This is a genomic window from Dinoroseobacter sp. S375 (assembly GCF_049800775.1).
Taxonomy (GTDB): Bacteria; Pseudomonadota; Alphaproteobacteria; order Rhodobacterales; family Rhodobacteraceae; genus Dinoroseobacter.
Window position 1 is genome coordinate 49,144 of record NZ_JBNAFR010000004.1, and the last position, 17,627, is coordinate 66,770.

The 17,627-nt window shown below is 65.0% G+C and carries 20 protein-coding genes; 7 read left to right on the forward strand and 13 right to left on the reverse strand.

Annotated elements, in window-relative coordinates; translation table 11 throughout:
• Window positions 1-76: 76 nt before the first annotated feature.
• Complete coding sequence (locus tag ACP150_RS10755; protein WP_424966631.1) at window positions 77-1,327, reverse strand: carbohydrate ABC transporter permease; 1,251 nt, start codon at window positions 1,325-1,327, stop codon at window positions 77-79.
• A 64-nt stretch (window positions 1,328-1,391) separates the two neighbouring features.
• Window positions 1,392-2,702, reverse strand: a complete 1,311-nt coding sequence (locus tag ACP150_RS10760) for an ABC transporter substrate-binding protein (RefSeq protein WP_424966954.1) — start codon at window positions 2,700-2,702, stop codon at window positions 1,392-1,394.
• A 722-nt stretch (window positions 2,703-3,424) separates the two neighbouring features.
• On the opposite strand from ACP150_RS10760, the gene ACP150_RS10765 reads away from it, so the two are divergent.
• Complete coding sequence (locus ACP150_RS10765; RefSeq protein ID WP_424966632.1) at window positions 3,425-3,760, forward strand: TfoX/Sxy family DNA transformation protein; 336 nt, start codon at window positions 3,425-3,427, stop codon at window positions 3,758-3,760.
• Here ACP150_RS10765 and ACP150_RS10770 read toward each other — a convergent pair.
• Together ACP150_RS10770 and ndk are read right to left on the reverse strand one after the other, a co-directional pair.
• Entirely contained in the window at window positions 3,757-4,146 is a 390-nt protein-coding gene (locus ACP150_RS10770; RefSeq protein ID WP_424966633.1) for a hypothetical protein, read from the reverse strand. The two genes, ACP150_RS10765 and ACP150_RS10770, sit on opposite strands and share 4 nt — an antisense overlap.
• A gap of 130 nt (window positions 4,147-4,276) precedes the next feature.
• On the reverse strand, window positions 4,277-4,699 hold the full coding sequence (gene ndk / locus ACP150_RS10775) for a nucleoside-diphosphate kinase (RefSeq protein ID WP_424966634.1): 423 nt from the start codon (window positions 4,697-4,699) through the stop codon (window positions 4,277-4,279).
• 243 nt (window positions 4,700-4,942) lie between these two features.
• Here ndk and ACP150_RS10780 point away from each other — a divergent pair, with 243 nt between their 5' ends.
• The gene (locus tag ACP150_RS10780) at window positions 4,943-6,799 is read left to right on the forward strand and encodes an ABC-F family ATP-binding cassette domain-containing protein (RefSeq protein WP_424966635.1); all 1,857 of its coding nucleotides are present in this window, start codon (window positions 4,943-4,945) and stop codon (window positions 6,797-6,799) included.
• A 4-nt stretch (window positions 6,800-6,803) separates the two neighbouring features.
• Here ACP150_RS10780 and ACP150_RS10785 read toward each other — a convergent pair whose 3' ends face one another.
• Complete coding sequence (locus ACP150_RS10785; RefSeq protein WP_424966636.1) at window positions 6,804-7,481, reverse strand: hypothetical protein; 678 nt, start codon at window positions 7,479-7,481, stop codon at window positions 6,804-6,806.
• 133 nt (window positions 7,482-7,614) lie between these two features.
• On the opposite strand from ACP150_RS10785, the gene ACP150_RS10790 reads away from it, so the two are divergent.
• Together ACP150_RS10790 and ACP150_RS10795 are read left to right on the forward strand one after the other, a co-directional pair.
• Window positions 7,615-8,241, forward strand: a complete 627-nt coding sequence (locus ACP150_RS10790; RefSeq protein WP_424966637.1) for a MarC family protein — start codon at window positions 7,615-7,617, stop codon at window positions 8,239-8,241.
• A 42-nt stretch (window positions 8,242-8,283) separates the two neighbouring features.
• A complete protein-coding gene (locus ACP150_RS10795) occupies window positions 8,284-8,871 on the forward strand; it encodes a retropepsin-like aspartic protease family protein (RefSeq protein ID WP_424966638.1) in 588 nt (195 codons plus the stop codon).
• A gap of 123 nt (window positions 8,872-8,994) precedes the next feature.
• Here the strand turns inward: ACP150_RS10795 and ACP150_RS10800 are convergent, their stop codons facing one another.
• From ACP150_RS10800 to ACP150_RS10815, 4 genes are read right to left on the reverse strand one after another with little or no spacing between them, the layout of a single operon-like run.
• Window positions 8,995-9,828 carry an ATP-binding protein gene (locus tag ACP150_RS10800; RefSeq protein ID WP_424966955.1) on the reverse strand — a complete coding sequence of 278 codons (834 nt, stop codon included), beginning with the start codon at window positions 9,826-9,828 and terminating at the stop codon, window positions 8,995-8,997.
• Between the two features lie 11 nt (window positions 9,829-9,839).
• A complete protein-coding gene (tatC, locus tag ACP150_RS10805; RefSeq protein WP_424966639.1) occupies window positions 9,840-10,817 on the reverse strand; it encodes a twin-arginine translocase subunit TatC in 978 nt (325 codons plus the stop codon).
• A gap of 8 nt (window positions 10,818-10,825) precedes the next feature.
• Window positions 10,826-11,302, reverse strand: coding sequence for a Sec-independent protein translocase protein TatB (gene tatB, locus ACP150_RS10810; protein ID WP_424966640.1), 477 nt, complete (start codon window positions 11,300-11,302; stop codon window positions 10,826-10,828).
• Window positions 11,303-11,320: 18 nt separating this feature from the next.
• On the reverse strand, window positions 11,321-11,539 hold the full coding sequence (locus ACP150_RS10815) for a twin-arginine translocase TatA/TatE family subunit (protein WP_424966641.1): 219 nt from the start codon (window positions 11,537-11,539) through the stop codon (window positions 11,321-11,323).
• 182 nt (window positions 11,540-11,721) lie between these two features.
• Here ACP150_RS10815 and ACP150_RS10820 point away from each other — a divergent pair, with 182 nt between their 5' ends.
• Window positions 11,722-12,396, forward strand: a complete 675-nt coding sequence (locus ACP150_RS10820) for a helix-turn-helix transcriptional regulator (RefSeq protein ID WP_424966643.1) — start codon at window positions 11,722-11,724, stop codon at window positions 12,394-12,396.
• Here ACP150_RS10820 and ACP150_RS10825 read toward each other — a convergent pair.
• From ACP150_RS10825 to ACP150_RS10835, 3 genes are all read right to left on the reverse strand, one after another.
• Entirely contained in the window at window positions 12,393-13,481 is a 1,089-nt protein-coding gene (locus ACP150_RS10825; RefSeq protein WP_424966644.1) for an ABC transporter ATP-binding protein, read from the reverse strand. The genes ACP150_RS10820 and ACP150_RS10825 overlap by 4 nt on opposite strands.
• A 52-nt stretch (window positions 13,482-13,533) precedes the next feature.
• Window positions 13,534-14,916, reverse strand: coding sequence for a sodium:proline symporter (locus tag ACP150_RS10830; protein ID WP_424966645.1), 1,383 nt, complete (start codon window positions 14,914-14,916; stop codon window positions 13,534-13,536).
• A 117-nt stretch (window positions 14,917-15,033) separates the two neighbouring features.
• A complete protein-coding gene (locus ACP150_RS10835; RefSeq protein WP_424966956.1) occupies window positions 15,034-15,813 on the reverse strand; it encodes an SDR family oxidoreductase in 780 nt (259 codons plus the stop codon).
• Window positions 15,814-15,951: 138 nt separating this feature from the next.
• Here ACP150_RS10835 and ACP150_RS10840 point away from each other — a divergent pair, with 138 nt between their 5' ends.
• Complete coding sequence (locus ACP150_RS10840; RefSeq protein ID WP_424966646.1) at window positions 15,952-16,794, forward strand: universal stress protein; 843 nt, start codon at window positions 15,952-15,954, stop codon at window positions 16,792-16,794.
• 124 nt (window positions 16,795-16,918) lie between these two features.
• On the opposite strand, the gene ACP150_RS10845 is transcribed toward ACP150_RS10840, so the two are convergent.
• On the reverse strand, window positions 16,919-17,290 hold the full coding sequence (locus ACP150_RS10845) for a SnoaL-like domain-containing protein (protein WP_424966647.1): 372 nt from the start codon (window positions 17,288-17,290) through the stop codon (window positions 16,919-16,921).
• Between the two features lie 127 nt (window positions 17,291-17,417).
• Between ACP150_RS10845 and ACP150_RS10850 the strand changes: the two genes are divergently transcribed.
• Window positions 17,418-17,609 carry a hypothetical protein gene (locus ACP150_RS10850; protein ID WP_424966648.1) on the forward strand — a complete coding sequence of 64 codons (192 nt, stop codon included), beginning with the start codon at window positions 17,418-17,420 and terminating at the stop codon, window positions 17,607-17,609.
• The last annotated feature ends 18 nt before the right edge of the window (window positions 17,610-17,627 follow it).

Genomic DNA, 17,627 nt, shown 5'->3' on the forward strand with positions numbered 1-17,627 from the left:
TCCTCATTGTTCCCAAAATACTCCCGCCGGAGGCCCGCGTCGCAGACGCGTCCTCCCGCCGGCCACAAGCGCGCGGTCACAGCCCTTCCTCCCGACTGATGAAGCGGAAAAACAGCACCGAGAACAGCAAAAGACAGCCGAAGATCACCACGGCCACCGCCGCACCCGCCCCGATATTGCTCACGGCAAACGCCTGCTCATAGACATTCACCGTCAGGGTCCGCGTCCCGGCATTGCCCCCGGTCAGCAGGAAAATGTCGTCGAACTTGTTGAAGGTCCAGATGAAGCGCAGCAGGAACAGCACCGACAGGATCCCCACCAGCATGGGCAGGCTAAGATACCAGAATTTCTGAAACGGCGAGGCCCCGTCCATATCGGCGGCCTCATACATATCCGTGTCGATGCTCTGCATCCGGGCGAGGATGAACAGGAACGAAAGCGGGAAGTACCGCCAGATCTCGAACACCGTCACCATGATCAGCGCGAGCGGGCGCTGGCCGAAGAAATTGATCGCCTCGTCGGTCACCCCCATCTGAATGAGCAGCGCATTGGCCGAGCCCGAGAACGGGTCGAACAGCGTCACCCAGGTGAAGGCCACGGCGATGACCGGCGCGACGTAGGGAAAGAGGTAGAGCCCCCGCAGGATCCCCTGCCCCTTGAACGACTTGTTGAGCAGCATCGCCGCAAAAAGCCCGAAGAGCAGCGCCCCCAGCGTCCCGAACACCGTGTAAAAGAGCGTCACCCATAGAACCTCAAGGAACTCGTCGCCGTCAAAGACCCGGGCGAAGTTTTCCAGCGTGAACTCGGCATTGGTCAGAATGCTGTCGCCGGTGCCGGTGATGACCGGTGCGCCGCCCTCGACAGCCTCCTCGGCGCTGTCCTCATCCACACCGGTCGCGAGGGTCACCGGCAGGCGGATCCGCTCGTTGAACCCGCCGGGGATGTCCCCGAAGACGCAGCGCAACGCGCGCCCGTCCAGCGTGCAGGGCTCGGGCGGCGGGCCGATCAGCTGCACCTGAGGCGGCAGCGTATCGCTCAGGACCACATCGGCCACGGTCTTGTCCTGGCTCGAATTCCGAACCCGGTATTCGATCCGCAGATTATCCCCGGAGCCGCGCAGGCTCTCGCGCACGATCGGGGCCGTCGGGCGCAGATCGGCGAGGCCCACGGGTTTGAAACTGATCCAGAAAATCGCCAGCAAGGGCAGGATCACCACAAGCGACACACTGATCACCGTGGGCAGCAACAGCCCCCAGGCCAGGCGCGCCTCGCGTCGCTGCAAGGCACCCCGCCCGGTGGGCGGTGTGGGAGTGGGCGTATCCGTCATGTGGTTCCGCTCCGAGGCAAGGTCAGGGCGCCCCGCCTGCGCGGGACGCCATGGGCCGCTCAGATCAGTTGATCTGAGACAGCGCGTCGTTCATCGCCGCAACCGCAGCCGAGGCATCCACCTCGCCATCGATATACTGGCGCACGATACGGTTGATCGCCTGGCTGTTGATCATCTTGGACGCCAGCGAGAGCTGCCCCTCCGCCACGCCCCATCGCTGCGCCACATCCAGCCCGCCAACGATCTCGGCGATCATGCGCGGATCATAAAGATCCCCGAGCGGCGCCTTGCGGTCCACGCCCACCGGCAGCTGCGACCAGGCATCGGTGAACTTGCTCGGCTCTTCGGCCGTGCCTTTGCGCACCGGGAACTTGCCCTCGGGCGCGATGCTGAGCGTCTGGGTGTAGCCCTCATCGACCGAGAACTTCACGAACTCCATGGCCGCATCCGTATCCGCATCATTGGTGATGCCGAAATAGCGGATATCGCCCCAGGCCGCGCCATCGGGGTTCGAGGGGCCCGAGAAATTGGTGACAATCCCCGTCAGGCTCGCCAGCTCCGAGCTGGTCGGGTCATCATTGATCGTGGGCGGCGCGCTGTCACGCAGACCGGCCAGCTCATCGAGGATGAAGGGCGACCAGATGATCATCGCCGCCTGACCCGCGAAATAGAGCTCGCGCGACTGCTTCCAGTAGAGCTCCCCCGGGGGCGAGGCCTCGGCAATCGCCTTGTAGAAGTCGAGCACCTCGGTGGTCGCCGCCTCGTCCAGCGGCGCAAAACCGTCGTCATCCACAGGGCTCACGCCATTGGCGAGGAAAACATGCTCGAGCACCTGAGACATGAAATTCTCGTCCACCTTGGTGGCGGCCACGAAGCCATACATCTCGGGCGGGTTGTGCAGCTTTTCGAGCGCGGCGGTCACATTGGCAAAGGAGGTCGGCGCCTCCAGCCCCATCTCTTCGAACTTGTCTTTGCGGTAGACCACCATCTGGGTCCAGCCATCCACGGGCACCGAGGCCACACCATCCCCGGTCGAGGCCATGGCCAGCGCACCCGGCGCAAAGGTCCCCTCGCCCAGATCCTCGACCACTTCACTGGCCGCATCCGTGTCGAGAATACCCGCCTCGGCCCAGGGCAGCGCGTATTGCAGGGTGTGATAGATCACATCCGGCAGATCGCCCGCCGCAAAGGCCGCCGTGGCGCGGGTGCCCAGATCGCTCTCGGTGACCGGGATCACCTCGACGGCGGTGCCGGTCTGCGCTTCGAACTGCGCGGCCATCTCCTGCTGCTTGGCGAGGCGCTCGGGCTGCTCTTCGGTGGTCCAGAACCGAATAGTGTCCGCCTGCACCGCCCCGGCTGTCAGGGCCAGCCCCATGGCGGCCCCCAGCAGCAGACGTCCGGTCTTCGTGGTCGCGTGATAAGACAATGTATCCTCCCATGGATCGTTTTTTGTCTCGAGACACGGTCAAATCTGGAAAAAGAAGCGCGTTGAGCGGGCCATTGTTGATCAAAACCGTTGCAAGCCTGTTGCAGACTTCAACTTGTCCGAGAAATGGCCCGGGCTCCCCTCCCGATCACATTCATGCCTCCTGTGCGACACACTGTCCGTCCAAACCGTTTTGGGCAAGGGTTTTTTCGGCGGGAAAGGCGCCGGAGAGATGCCCGTTTTTTGGGCGGCCTTGCGGGCCTCGCGCGGCGTTTCGCGCAATTTGAGGTTAATTTGCGAAATTTTTGAAAAGATTTCGCATCGTTTGTGGTAACATATCTCTGCAGGGCTAGAGTTTTTAAAGACCCCGCGTGTGTGAGTGGAGAGTAAAATGCAAAATCAAGATCAAACCCCGACACCGACAACCAACCCGGTTCCGAGCCCGCAGCCAGCCTCTGGCGCCTCGGCCGAGAAGCCTCCCTTCCGCTTTACGGACTGGGCGAGCATCTAACCCCGATCCCCCGCAGGCAGCGCGCGCGCCCCTGTTCCCGGGCGTGCGCGACTGCCATTCGCGGGGTCCGGTTGGGCCGCAAAATGTGCCGCGCCCCGCACGGATCGGGCTTTCACGGATCGGGCTTTTCTCGCGCGTCTGGCGCGACTAGTCTGGCGCCATGCCACTGCCCCTTACGTCCGTTCGAAACATTGGCCCCGCCATGGCCGACGCCCTGAGTGCGGTCGGGATCGCGGATGCCGACATGCTTCATGATCTGGGTCCGGATGCGGCCTATCTGCGGTTGCTCAATGGGGGATCCCGCCCCCATTTCATCGCCTATTATGCGCTGGTGATGGGGATGCAGGGCCGCCCCTGGAATGACGCGAAGGGCGCCGAGAAGGACGCGCTGCGCGTGCGATTTGACGGATTGAAGGCCCAGAGCCAGCCCGATGGCATCCCCGGCATCGAACGCATTCTGGACGAGATCGGCGTGCGTCCTGCCCGCAGCGGCTAGCCCGCGCGCGGCACGACCCCGCCGGCGATCTGCGCGCAATGCAGCGGCGCGATTTGCGTGTCGATCAGAAGCTGCTTGGTCTTGCTCCGCTTCCCCTTCATCTCGAAGCGCACGTAAAACGGCGTGAACCCCGAAAAACTGCCTTTGGGAGCCAACGCGTTCACTGAGCCGCAGATCACCATGTCGCCCTCGGCAGTCAGATACGCGCGGTCCATCCGGTAGAAGGACGAGTCTGGGTCATGCAGCCCCGCATCCACCAGCGCCTGCGCCTGCAGCCGCGTGGCATTGTCCAGGGGCACCTGCCGCGCGAGAATGTCCGGGCTGCCGCCGCCACAGGCCGCAAGCCCAAGGGCCGCGCCAAGTACTAGGACTGCTGATCTGCGCATCTCGACCTCTTTGCTCCGATTGGACCGAACCACACCATGGAAATACGGCCCGAACGCGACACAGCCGGGGCAACCCCATGAAAAAAGGCCGCCCGAAGGCGACCTCTGATACGCATGGGACGGGCGGCGCTTAGCCGACCAGTTCGATCCCGGCAAAGAAATACGCGATCTCTTCGGCTGCGGTTTCCGGCGCGTCGGAACCGTGGACAGAGTTCTCGCCCACGCTCTGGGCGAACTCGGCGCGGATCGTGCCAGGTGCGGCATCAGCGGGGTTGGTCGCGCCCATGACTTCGCGGTTCTTGGCGATGGCGTCCTCGCCTTCCAGCACCTGAACGATCACCGGCTCGGAGGCCATGAATTCGCACAGCTCGTCATAGAAGGGACGCTCCTTGTGCACGCCGTAGAACACGCCAGCCTGCGCCTTGGTCATGTGGATGCGCTTCTGCGCAACGATCCGCAGCCCGGCCTCTTCGAACTTGGCGTTGATCTTGCCGGTCAGGTTCCGCTTGGTGGCGTCGGGTTTGATGATCGAAAATGTGCGCTGAATGGCCATGGGCTTCGCTCCTTGGGTGTCTTTTGAAGGTCGTCCTGGCGGGCACGCCGCCGGAAACTCGCGCGCCGCGTAACACGGCCCGGGCAGGTTGAAAAGACGTTCTTGCGCAGCAGCCCTTGCCCGGCCCGGACCCGCACGCTCCACCCCTCCTCATTGTTCCCCAAATACTCCCGCCGGAGGCGTCCCGTCCGTGCCCCACGCGCAGCCGTTGACAGGGCGCGCAAACCCCGCCACATCCCCCCCATGCTGCGTATCGAAGACATCTCCTACTCGGTCGAGGGTCGCCCCCTGCTCGAGCATGCCTCCGCCGTCATCCCCACGGGCCACAAGGTCGGCCTCGTGGGCCGCAACGGCACGGGCAAAACCACCCTGTTTCGCCTGATCCGGGGGGAGCTGACCCTGGATACGGGCGAGATTTCCCTGCCCATGGGCGCACGGATCGGCGGGGTCAGCCAGGAGGTGCCGGGCAACGAGGTCTCGCTGCTGAATACGGTTCTGGCCGCCGACACCGAACGGGCCACCCTGCTGGCCGAGGCCGAGACCGCGACCGACCCCGGGCGGATCGCCGATATTCAGACCCGGCTCGCGGATATCGACGCCTGGTCGGCAGAGGCGCGGGCCTCGTCGATCCTGCGCGGCCTTGGCTTCACCGAGGCCGAAACGCATCAGCCCTGCTCGGCCTTCTCGGGCGGTTGGCGGATGCGCGTGGCACTGGCGGCGGTGCTTTTTTCGCAGCCCGACCTGTTGCTGCTCGACGAGCCGACCAACTATCTCGATCTCGAAGGCGCGCTCTGGCTCGAGGCCTATCTGGCGCGCTATCCCCATACGGTGCTGATCGTCAGCCATGACCGGGGCTTGCTGAACCGGGCGGTGGGCGGGATCCTCCATCTCGAGGACCGCAAGCTCACCTTCTATTCCGGCCCCTATGACCAATTCGCCCGCCAGCGCGCGGAAAAGCGCGCCCTGCAAGCCGCCGCCGCCCGCAAGCAAGAGGCCAAGCGCGCCCATCTGCAAAGCTTCGTCACCCGGTTCAAGGCCAAGGCGTCCAAGGCGAAACAGGCCCAGTCCCGGGTCAAGATGCTCGAGAAGATGGAGACGATCCGCGCCCCCGAGGACGCGGCGCGCACCGTGTTCAGCTTTCCCACCCCCGAAGAGCTGAGCCCCCCCATCGTCGCCACCGAGGGCGCGATGGTGGGCTATGACGGCACGCCGGTGCTGCGCAAACTGTCCCTGCGGATCGACCAGGACGACCGGATCGCCCTGCTGGGCCGCAATGGCGAGGGCAAATCAACCCTCTCGAAACTGCTGGCCGGACGGCTTGAGGCGATGGAGGGGCGCATGACCTCGTCCAACAAGCTGCGCATCGGGTTCTTTGCCCAGCATCAGGTCGATGAGCTGCGGGTCGAGGAGACGCCCCTCCAACATCTGCTGCGTGTCCGCCCCGCCGAGGGTCAGGCCAAGCTGCGCGCCCGTCTGGCCGGGTTCGGGTTGATGGCCGCGCAGGCCGAAACCGAGGTCGGGCGACTGTCCGGCGGGCAAAAGGCGCGGCTCTCGCTGCTATTGGCCACACTGGATGCGCCGCATCTGCTGATCCTCGATGAGCCGACCAACCACCTGGATATCGAAAGCCGCGAGGCGCTGGTCGAGGCGCTGACCGCCTATACCGGCGCGGTGATCCTCGTGAGCCACGACATGCACCTGCTGAGCCTCGTGGCGGACCGGCTCTGGCTGGTCAAGGATGGCCATGTGGCGCCCTATGAGGAGGATCTGGAGGCCTATCGCAAGATGCTCCTGACCCCGGACAAGCCGCGCAAGCCCAAACCCGCCGCCGCCCCGGCGGCCAAGCGGCCCTCGCGCGACGCGATCCTCGCCCTGCGGGCCGAGGTGCGCAAATGCGAGGAACGGGTGCAAAAGATCACGGCGATGCAGGAGAAGCTGTCGACCAAGCTCGCCGATCCCGCGCTCTATGAGGATGCCAAGGCCGGGGAGCTCGAAACCTGGAACAAGAAATACGCCGAGGTCATGGATGGGCTCGACCGGGCGGAGGCCATGTGGATGGCCGCGCTCGAAAAACTCGAGAAAGCCGAAAAGGCGGCCTGAGCGGCTATTCGCAGGCGGGCTGCGCGGGATCAGGATTGACCGGGCCGCAGCCGAAGAACTGCGCCCTTGCGAAAAACAGATTGGGGTCGAGGCTTGTTCCGAACGTGTCCGGCGTCCCTTCGCGGGCGCTGACAAGTCGTAGACCGCGCACATATTGGAAAAAGAGCCGAAAGTGGAAGCTTTCGAGGGGGGCGACGCTGTCATGGGCATCCGAGGGCGTGATGGCACAGTCAAACGCCCCTTTGAGGCCCGGCATCACCGCAGCCTCGGGAAAGAGATCCTGCGCCAAGGCCATCGTGACGACCGCATCCCCGAGCCCGAGCGAGCGTGGCGCCTGCGGCGTGAGCTCCAGGGCGACATATCCGTCGCTGGACACATAGCCGAGGCTTTGGACAAACCGCACCGGCGCAACCGGTCGACACCAGGCAAAGCGGGGCACCGCCGCGAGCACCGAGGACAGGTTTGTCAGATCAAAGGTAAGGGTTTCGGGCGCCGGTTGATCCCGGATCTCGATCTGCAGAACGGCGCGATCAGGATAGAGCACCGGATAGATCCGGTCCCAGGCCAGCGTGGCCACCGAAAGGAGCGCCACAAGCAGCGCCACCAGCGCGTTGGCCGATTGCAGGGTCCCCCATTTCTGGTGGCGCCCGCACTCGGCACAGACGCGGGCCTTGTCCCGCAAGGGATGTTTACAGAACCGACAGTCCGACATGACGCCCTGCTCCACCGCATGATCCGGGCCAGACTGGCCCCGCCACATCCAGAGCGCAAGGCTGGGGTTGCGGGATCAGCCCGAAGCGCCTATCGCTCCGGCTATGACCAGCCCCGAAGCCATCACTGCCTTTGTTGCCCTGTTCGTCGTAATCGATCCCATCGGTCTCGCGCCGCTCTTCGTGGCCTTGACCCAGGGCATGGACGCCAAGGCAAGACGGGCCATCGCGCTGCGATCCTGCGGGGTCGCACTCGGTCTCTTGACCCTGTTCGGTGTTGCCGGCGAAGCCGTGCTGGGTTTTCTGGGCATCTCCATGCCGGCATTCCGGATCGCCGGGGGAATTTTGCTGTTTCTGACCGCTCTCGACATGCTGTTCGAGCGCCGTACGAAGCGACGCGAGGATCAGGCGGCCAGCAAAGAGGACAGCGCCACGGATGATCCGTCGGTCTTTCCGCTCGCCACGCCGCTGATCGCGGGCCCGGGTTCCATCGCAACGATGATCCTGCTGACCGGAGAGGCCGAGGCCGATTGGGTTCACAGTGCGGCGGTCCATGGGGTCATGGCGGTGGTCCTGTTCTGCGTTCTGGGCATGTTTCTTCTGGCCGGGGTGCTGGAGCGGCTGTTAGGTCAGGTCGGGATCAATGTCATCACCCGCCTGCTGGGGATGCTTTTGGCGGCCCTGTCGGTGCAATTCGTGCTCAACGGGATGATCGATCTGGGAGTTTTGTAACCTCCCCCTCCCCCCTGCGTCAGGCTGTCCTATATATAGGGCATGGATGAAAACGCGATTGGCAATGTGATCTACCTTCTTCTACTGCTGGCCCTGGTGGGCGGCGGGACGCTGATGGCGTTTCGCGGGCAGTTGGGGGCGATGCTGCGTACCGTAGGGGTCTGGGCGTTGCTCTTTGCCCTGGTGGTGATCGGCTATGGCATGTTCAACGACCAGCGCAGCATCGGTCTGCCGCAGCAGGCAGTGTTTGCTGAGGCCGGACGGGTCGAGATCCCGCGCAGCCGCGATGGCCATTACCATGTGGTGCTGGACGTGAATGGCACACCGATCGAGTTCATCGTGGATACGGGCGCGAGCGAGGTCGTCCTGAGCCGCGCAGATGCTCTGCGGGCCGGCATCAACCCGGAGAACCTGATGTTCTCGGGGCTTGCACAAACCGCCAATGGCCGCGTGGAAACAGCGCCGGTCAGGCTGCGAGAGGTCCGGCTCGGTGCGATCGAGGACGAGAATGTGCGCGCCGTGGTCAATGGCGGCGAGATGCGGAAATCGCTTCTGGGGATGAGCTATCTCAACAGTTTCGACCGGATCGAGATCAACGAAGGCCGCCTGATCCTCGAACGCGGCGCGTAAGGTGCCCGGGCGCTGTCCGCATGCGGACAGCGCGGTCGCACCGTCCCTCCTCTGACATGAGACGACCCGTCCATGCGACGCGGGTCCGCGTCATCCGCATGCGGATGACGCCATGGCCGGGCATCAGCCACTGAGGGACACGCCGTGCCGGCCAGCCAAATCCGTGAAGAACTGCCACGCCACACGCCCGGACCGACCGCCCCGTGTCGCCTGCCATTCGATAGCCTCGGCGCGCAGGGTTTCCGGCGGAATCTTGACACCATAGGCCGCACAATAGCCGTCGATCATGCTCAGATACTGGTCCTGATCGCAGGCATGGAAGCCCAGCCAAAGCCCGAACCGGTCCGATAGGGACACCTTCTCTTCCACCGCTTCGGAGGGGTTGATGGCGCTCGAGCGTTCATTCTCGATCATGTCCCGCGGCATCAGGTGGCGCCGGTTCGACGTGGCATAGAACACCACATTCTCCGGCCGCCCGGCGATCCCGCCATCGAGCACCGCCTTCAGCGATTTGTAATGCTGATCGTCATGGCTGAAGCTCAGATCATCGCAATAGAGCACGAAGCGATGGTCCGGCGCGGCCCGCAGATGATCAAGCAGCCGTCCGATACTGGCCAGATCCTCGCGCGGGACCTCCACCAGCTTCAACGGCAAGCCCTGGCGCAGCACCTCCGCATGGACGGCCTTGACCAGCGAGGACTTCCCCATCCCGCGCGAGCCCCAGAGCAGCGCATTATTCGCCGCCATCCCGCGCGCAAACTGCAGCGTGTTCTCCAGCAGCGTATCCCGCGCCCGGGCGATCCCGACCAGCAGCGCGATATCCACCCGGTTCACATTCTCCACCGGCAGGACCGCTTCGGGCCGCTCCTGCCACAGAAAGGCATCGGCGGCGGTGAAATCCGGCGCGGCCAGGGGCGGCGGGGCGAGGCGCTCCAGCGCCTCGGCAATCCGCAGCATCACGTCGTCACTCACGCCTTGCCGCCTCCGGTGGTCGGGGTGGTCGGGTCGTCCTCGTCCCGAAACTCGTCATAAAGAGGATCGTTCTCGAGATCCGGCTCCGCGTCATCCTCGTCCCAAAGGCCCTGCGCCCGCAGCTCCTTCTCGCGCTTTTTCTCAACGCGCCGCACCAGGAAGATCGACACCTCGTAGAGGCCGTAAACCACCACGAAGAGAATGAGCTGGGTCACCACATCCGGCGGTGTCACCAGCGCGGCCAACAGCAGGATGCCCACCATCGCGTATTTGCGCACCGAGGCGAGCCCGGGCGCAGAGACAAGTCCCGCCTTGCCCATGAGCGTCAGCATCACCGGCAACTGAAAACACAAGCCAAAGGCCATGATGAATTTCAGCGTGATATCAAGGCTCTCGTTCACCTTGCCAAAGAAGGTGATGCGCACGCCCTCTGCTGTTTCCGGCACAACCAGCGTGTCCACCGGGATCTCGACCTCGGTGACCGCGCGGGACATCAGGTTGGCGAAAATCGAGCTGACATCGGCAAAGCCCAGAAAGAATGCCATCGCCAGCGGTGTCACGACGAAATGCGCGAAAGACGCACCGAGCAGGAACATGAAGGGTGAGGCGATGATGAAGGGCAAAAACGCCGCTTTTTCCGTGCGATAGAGGCCCGGCGCCACGAAACGCCAGAGCTGATGCGCGATGACCGGGAAGGCCAGCGCAAAGCCAAAGACCATCGAGATCCGGAACAGCGTGAACAGATATTCCTGAGGCGAGGTATACTGCAAGGTCGGCGACGGGTCGCCCAGCTCGCGCAGGGTTTCCTCGATCGGCACCAGCAGGAATTGCAGGATCGGCTCGGCCACGGTGAAGGCCAGCACGATCCCCACGATGAAGGCTGCAACCGAGCGGATCAGCCGCGTGCGCAGCTCGGCCAGATGCTCGATCAGCGGGGCGCTGGACTCTTCGATATCGTCATCGGATTTGGACATGGGGGCGCTCAGGCTTTGTCAGTTGTGGGCGGCGCAGAGGGCGCCGGGGCCGGGCTCTCGGCCGGCTCGGCGGCTGCGGTCGCGGCTGTGTCGGCAGCCTTGGCGGCGGCCTCCTTGTCGAGCCGCTCCTGCGCGTGCTTGGCGCTGACCTCGTGGATCTTGCGCGCGGCTTCGGCCCGGTCCTTGGAAAGTTTCGAGGTGTTCGAGCCAGGCTGCCATTTCTCGAAGGACGAGGCCGCGTCCTCCAGCCGGTCGATCCCCATCTTCTTGGGGTTCGCCGCATCCTTCAGGTCCTGGGCCATGTCCTTGACGCCGGACTCGTTGGCCGCGTCATCCATGGCCCGGCTGAATTCGCGCGCCATGCCCCGCATCTTGCCCGTGAACCGCCCGAGCGTGCGGAACAGCTTGGGCAAATCCTTGGGCCCCACGACGATCAGCGCGACAACGCCAACCACCAACAGCTCAGTCCAGCCGAGGTCAAACATCCTGCGATCCGATCCGGATCAGACTTTGTCTTTTTCGGTCTCGGTCTCGGGCGTCACATCGCGCGCCACTTCGGCCGTGTCTTCCAGCTCTTCCTTGCCCTCGGCCACGCCCTTCTTGAAGGAGGTGATGCCCTTGCCGACCTCGCCCATGAGCGAGCTGATCTTGCCGCGCCCGAAAAGCACGAGCACCACGACAGCGATGAGGAGAAGGCCGGGAAGACCGATATTGTTGAGCATGTGTCTGACTCCGTTAGCGTCGCGCCCCGGGACCGGGCCGCCTGTTATCCCCAGAGCTAGGCAAGCCCGCCGGGGATGAAAAGCGCCAAATGCCTGCGGCCCGGACAAGGCCCGTGATTTGCGGGCCAGAGATCCGGGCAACGGGCATTGCCGCATGTACCCTGACAGGTTAATGTCAGGATATGCCCGATCCTGCCCCTTCGTCCCGCGCGTCCCGGCTCCAGGACCTGATCCTGACGCTCCGGGATGGTCGCACCCATGTGGCGACGGATCTCGCCGCGCGGTTCGGCGTGACCGAGCGGACAATCTATCGGGATATGGAACGGTTGCAGGCCGAAGGCGTGCCGGTGGCGGGCCGTCCGGGCAAGGGCTATGCCATGACCGCCGAGATCACCCTGCCCCCGCTGGCCCTGTCGCGCAGCGAGCTCGAAGCGCTCCATCTCGGTTTGTCGATCATCGGCGAGGCCGGCGACCCGGCCCTGCGCGCCGCCGCCGAAAGCCTGTCTCAGCGGCTCGATGCGGTGCTGCCCGAGGATGGTCGCACCGCCGGGGCGGTCTGGGGCTTCACCCCGACCCCCACAGGCATGCAGGCCCGACATCTGGAGTTTCTGCCCACCCTGCGCGCGGCCTTGCGCGGGCGGCAGAAGCTCTCGGTCGTCCGGGACGGGATGCCTCACCGAATCCGGCCCCTGGCCCTGGAGTATTGGGGGCGGATCTGGGTTTGTGGTGCCTGGTGCGAGACCTGCAACCGGTTCCACGACATCCGGCTCGACGAGATCACCGAGGTGGAGGTGCTGCGCGCGCTCTTCGTCGAAGAGCCGGGCAAGGATGTCGCCGCCCTGCGCGCGGCCCGTTAATCCACCGCCGGAAACACGAAGCAGCGATCCCGCCGCAGCGAGAGCCACAGCACCGTGCCCGGCTTGGGCATGAACACCCCCGGCACCTTGGCCTTGAGCATGACATCGTCGAAATCCATGCGGAACTCCACGAGGCTCTCGGCCCCCATGAAGCGCGAACGCTGCACAGTGCCGCGTGCCGGTGTGCCATCCTGCGGCGTGGGCAGCGGGCCCTTGCCGCTGCGGTCGAAATCGATGCGCAGATGCTGGGGCCGGATCGCGATCTCGACGCGCTGGCCATTGGGCACACCCGGCGCGAGGAACTGACCAAAGGGCGTCGCGGTCAGCGCGCCTTCCACAACGCCAGAGATCACATTGATATCGCTGAAGAACGCCGCCGCCGCCTTGTCCACCGGCGCGTTGTAGACGTTATAGGGCGCGCCCTGCTGCACGATCCGCCCGCCGCGCATCAGCGCGATGCTATCGGCCATGCGCATGGCCTCTTCGGGCTCATGGGTGACGAGCAGCACGGCGGTCCCCTCGTCCTTGAGCACCTCGAGCGTGTCGTCCCGGATCCCGTCGCGCAGCCGGTTGTCGAGCCCCGAGAACGGCTCGTCCATCAGCATCACCCGAGGACGCGGTGCCAGCGAGCGGGCAAGTGCCACGCGCTGCTGTTCACCGCCCGAAAGCTGATGGGGGTATTTCTCGGCATCGGGCGCCAGTCCGACCCGCTCCAGCAATTCCAGTGCGCGGGCCCGCTTGGCCTTGCGGCTGCCCTGCAGCCCGAAGCCCACATTGTCCACAACGCTAAGATGGGGAAAAAGCGCGAAATCCTGAAACATCAGCCCGATGGAGCGTTCTTCCGGGGGCAGATGGATCCGGTCGGAGGAGACCGTCTCGCCATCCACCACCAGCGTGCCTTCGGTCTGCCGGTCGACCCCGGCGATGATCCGCAATGTGGTGGATTTGCCGCATCCGGACGGACCCAGGAGGCAGGTCACCTGCCCCGGCATGACCTCCAGCGAGACGTCATCCACGACGCGCTGACCTTGGAACTCCCGCACAAGGTTCGAGACCTGCAGCCTGGGGACAGTATCGTTTTGCAAAGGGGGGCGCCTCAATCCCGAAGATTTTTATCGGGATTGAGGCGTAACAGCGTTACTCCGCCGCCGCAAGCGGGCGGACGCGCGCGCCGTACAGCACCGCGGCAAAGCCGACGACCAACACGGCGATGCAGATCACCAGCAGCTGGTCGTATTTATGGGCCTCGGGCAGGAGCGCTGCGAAAAACTCGGTCGCGCGCAGGAAATAGGCCGCCGCCCCGAGGATCGCCGCGCCAAAGGCCACGAGATAGGACCAGAGCGGGATCTGCCGTTGCATCACGAGCCCGACCACCAGCACCGGCGTCAGGAACATCGAGGCCGTGCCGCTGACCGCCACCGCATCAAAGAGCGAGCTGTTGCCCCAAAGGGTCAGCCCCGCGCCCAGCACCATGAAGGCCACCATGGCGATACGCCCGCCGGTCAGGCTGCGCGGCAGGAGGCCCAGCTCTTCGACGGTGACGCGGGCTGCCGAGCTGAGCGCGGAATCGAGCGTGCTCAGCGCCGAGATCAGCAGCGACAGCATCAGCGCCGCCCAGACCCAGCCCGGGAACATGGTCGCCCAAGTGTCCAGCAGCTGGCCGTCATATTCCGCCCCGACGAGGCTGGCCTGAATGCCGAACATGCCGAAGCCCAGAATGCACAGCACCGAGATCCAGAAGGCATGGAGAAAGGACCATTTGGTCGTCTTCTCATCGGCCAGAAACCCGCGATCCATCATCACCGGATCATGGGCCGGGTAGGAAAAGACCTGCAACGCTGCCACCGCCAGCAGGATCCAGCCCTGCCGCGCGCCGGACGTGCCCTCGGCGGCCATCACCGCACCGAACGAGAAGTCCGGGCTCATCACCAGCGCCAGGAAGGCGATGCCGAAGACCACGAGGAACAGCACCATCTGCACCACATCCGTCCGCAGCGCCGCCGACAGCCCGCCCCAGGCGGAATAGGCCAGACCCAGCACCGCCACTGCGATCACCGCCACGGTTCCCGCCCCCGCCTCGGGCAGGAGCGCGTCAAAGATCAGACCGACCACCAGAAGGTTGGCGAACACCTCGGACAGAAGCCGCAGCGCGATCACGACGTTATAGGTGCCTTGCCCGGTGCGCCCGAAGCGCTGGCCGAGCCAGTCCTGGATCGACCGCCCGCCCCGCGCGCGGATCCGCGCCACGATAAAGCCCCCCGACAGGAAAGAGCCGTAATAGGCGGCGTAGGCCAGAGTGCCGGGCATGCCGTAGAAATAGCCCAGGATCGCCGCGTTCATCAGCGAGCGCGCGAAAATCCAGGTGGTCACCTGGCTCAGCACGAGGGTCCAGAGGCCCGGCGCCGTGCCCGTGGCACTGGCCCCGCCGAAAAAGCCCTCGACACTGGCGCGCCGCGGGGCGACCGCCACGCTCGCCGCCGCAACCAGCACGAAGGCGAGCGCCACATAGATTGTCATCATTCCGGATGTTCCCTGTCTGTCAGTCCTTGTCTCAGGGCTAGCAGCGCCCGCGCCCGGACAAAAGTGTCAAGCGCGGGCGGCCACGGGAATGTGAGCCACACGTGACAGGGCCGCGGGTCAGATCGTTGCGACGATCGCCCCGCCATCCAGCACGATGTTCTGACCGACGATGTACCCCGCATGCTGCGAGCAGAGAAACGCGCAGGTTGCGCCGAACTCCGCACTCGTGCCGTAGCGGCGCGCCGGGATAGTCGCCGCGCGCGTCGCACGGGCCTCGTCCAGCGTGACGCCGGTGCTTTGGGTAACAGCCGTATCGAGCGCGTCAGCGCGGTCCGTGGCGTGGATCCCCGGGCAGAGATTGTTGATCGTCACGCCCTTGGACGCGACCTGCCGGGAGGTGCCGGCCACATAGCCGGTCAGCCCGGTGCGCGCCGCATTGGATAGGCCCAGTTGCGGGATCGGCGATTTCACCGAGGAGGAGGTGATGTTGACCACCCGGCCCCAGCCCCGGTCCATCATCCCCGGCAAGAGCGCCTTCATCAGCGCGATCGGGGTCAACATGTTGGCGTCGAGTGCTGCGATGAAATGTTCCCGGTCCCAATCGGACCAGAGCCCCGGAGGGGGGCCGCCCGCATTCGTCACGAGGATGTCCACCTTCCCTGCGGCGGCCAGAACTTCTGCCCGCGCGGCCTCGTCGGTGATATCCCCGGCCGCGGCCGTCACCGGAGCGCCATAGGTGTCGCGCAAGTGCTGGGCCGTCGCCTCCAGCGCGTCGACCCCACGCGCATTGATCGTCAGGGCCACACCGGCCTCGGCCAGCGCTTCGGCACAGCCGCGCCCCAAGCCCTTGGAAGCCGCACAGACCAGTGCCCGCTTGCCCTTCAACCCCAGATCCATCTCGTGCCCTCCCTCGGCCATTTCTGTCGCAGACCTAGCCGCCAAAAGCGATCTAGCCAAGCGCGGTTTTGATCCCGGTCAACCTCAGAGGGCGGGAACCGGGTTAGAATGATGACATCCAAAACAGCGGAGGACGCGATGGATTCCATCTGTGTTGCAACAGACCTGCATGGCGATGCGGACCGGGCCCTGGCCCGGGCGGCGCGGCTGGCCCAACGGCATGGGGCGCGGCTCTGCGTGGTCTCGGTGCTGCCGGGCACGGCGCAGGATGCGGAGATCTCGGCGCGGGAGGCCACGCTGAAGGCGATGATCAGCCAGCGCCCGGAATACCCGTCCCTGACGGTCGAGATCGTGGTGGCCTGCGGTGATCCGGTGAGCGAGGTGCACCACGCCGCCACGCGCTGCGATGCGGATCTGGTGGTGGTCGGGCCGCATCACCAGGGCGGGTTGCTGGACAGCATGCGCCTGACCACTCTGGAGAAACTGGTGCAGGCGGCCCCGCGACCGGTCCTTCTGGTGACCGCACCGGTCGAGGCGGAGTACCGCGAGGTCCTCGCCCCCGTGGATTTCTCCGAGGCCTGCGCCGCCGCCGTCACGGCCGCGCGCGCATTGGCCCCAACGGCCGAGATCCGGCTTCTCCATGCGGTGGGGGTCCCCTATCAGACCGTGGTCGCCGCCCCGGGCGCGGTGGGGGAAATCACCCAAATGGTCGATCCAAAACCCTTCGTCGATGATGCCGTGACCCAGGCGCAGGACTGGCTGGCGGCCAACCCCGCCCTGCGGGGGCTGAGCGCGCCAGAGCCCGACACGGTCGCCCTGCCCCGTCTTGTGGAGCTGGCCATGGCTGCACAACCGGCAGACCTGATCTGCCTCGGGGGGCATACAAAGCAAGGCATTCTGGATCGGATGCTCGGCAGTTTCACCGCTGATATGATCCGCAAGCCGCCCTGTGATCTGCTGATCGCGCCCGCGGCGGGCTAGGCCCGGGCTGCCGAGGGCCTACACAGCGCAGAACACTCAGCGCCGCTCACAATCGGGACGCTGGGTGTGAATCTGCATGACAAGGGCACACACCCGAAAGGTGCAAAGCGCGCCCGGGGCGCGTTCACATCGTGTAGAAGAACTCTTCGCGCGAGATCTTGCCGTCGGTGACCGTGTAGATCGCGACCTCTTCCATGGGGATCTCGTTGCCGCTGGCCTTTTCCCGGATCAGGGATTTGAACACCAGTGCAAAGCGATCCTCCCCATGCAGATGCGGCCCCTCGATCGTGCCGGAAATGAACTCCATCTCCGATTCCCACCAGGCGTGCTTGGCGCGGATCCCGTCGAGCCCCACGGTCTCGGGGCTGTCCGTACCGGGCATCGTAGCCGCCTCAACCGAGACGCAATCCTCGGCGTAGTGGTTGTCCAGCAATGCACCCGTCTCATTCGTTTCGTTGGCCGTTTTGACGGCCATGGCAATCTCTTTCAGGTCCATTTGAAAACCCCTCATGTTCTATTAATGTTCTCAACATGACCCGAGTCGCCGTGCCCGGTCAAGGTCGCCATTAACCTTCTTCTCGGATCAGCGGTCCTGCGCTAGGCTGATCTGGAGGAGGACTGAAATGACGGATGATACACTGCCGCAGGCCGATGCGCCCGACCCCGCCACCACCAGCCCGATCGTGGACGAGGTCGTCACCTCAAGCTGCACATGGAATGGCCAGACCTATCCCGAATGGTACAAGACCTGCCGCAATGGCCGGGTCTACCAGTGTCTGGACGGGCGCTGGCGCAATACTGGCAACTCCTGCTAGGCGCGTCTTCCCTTCATG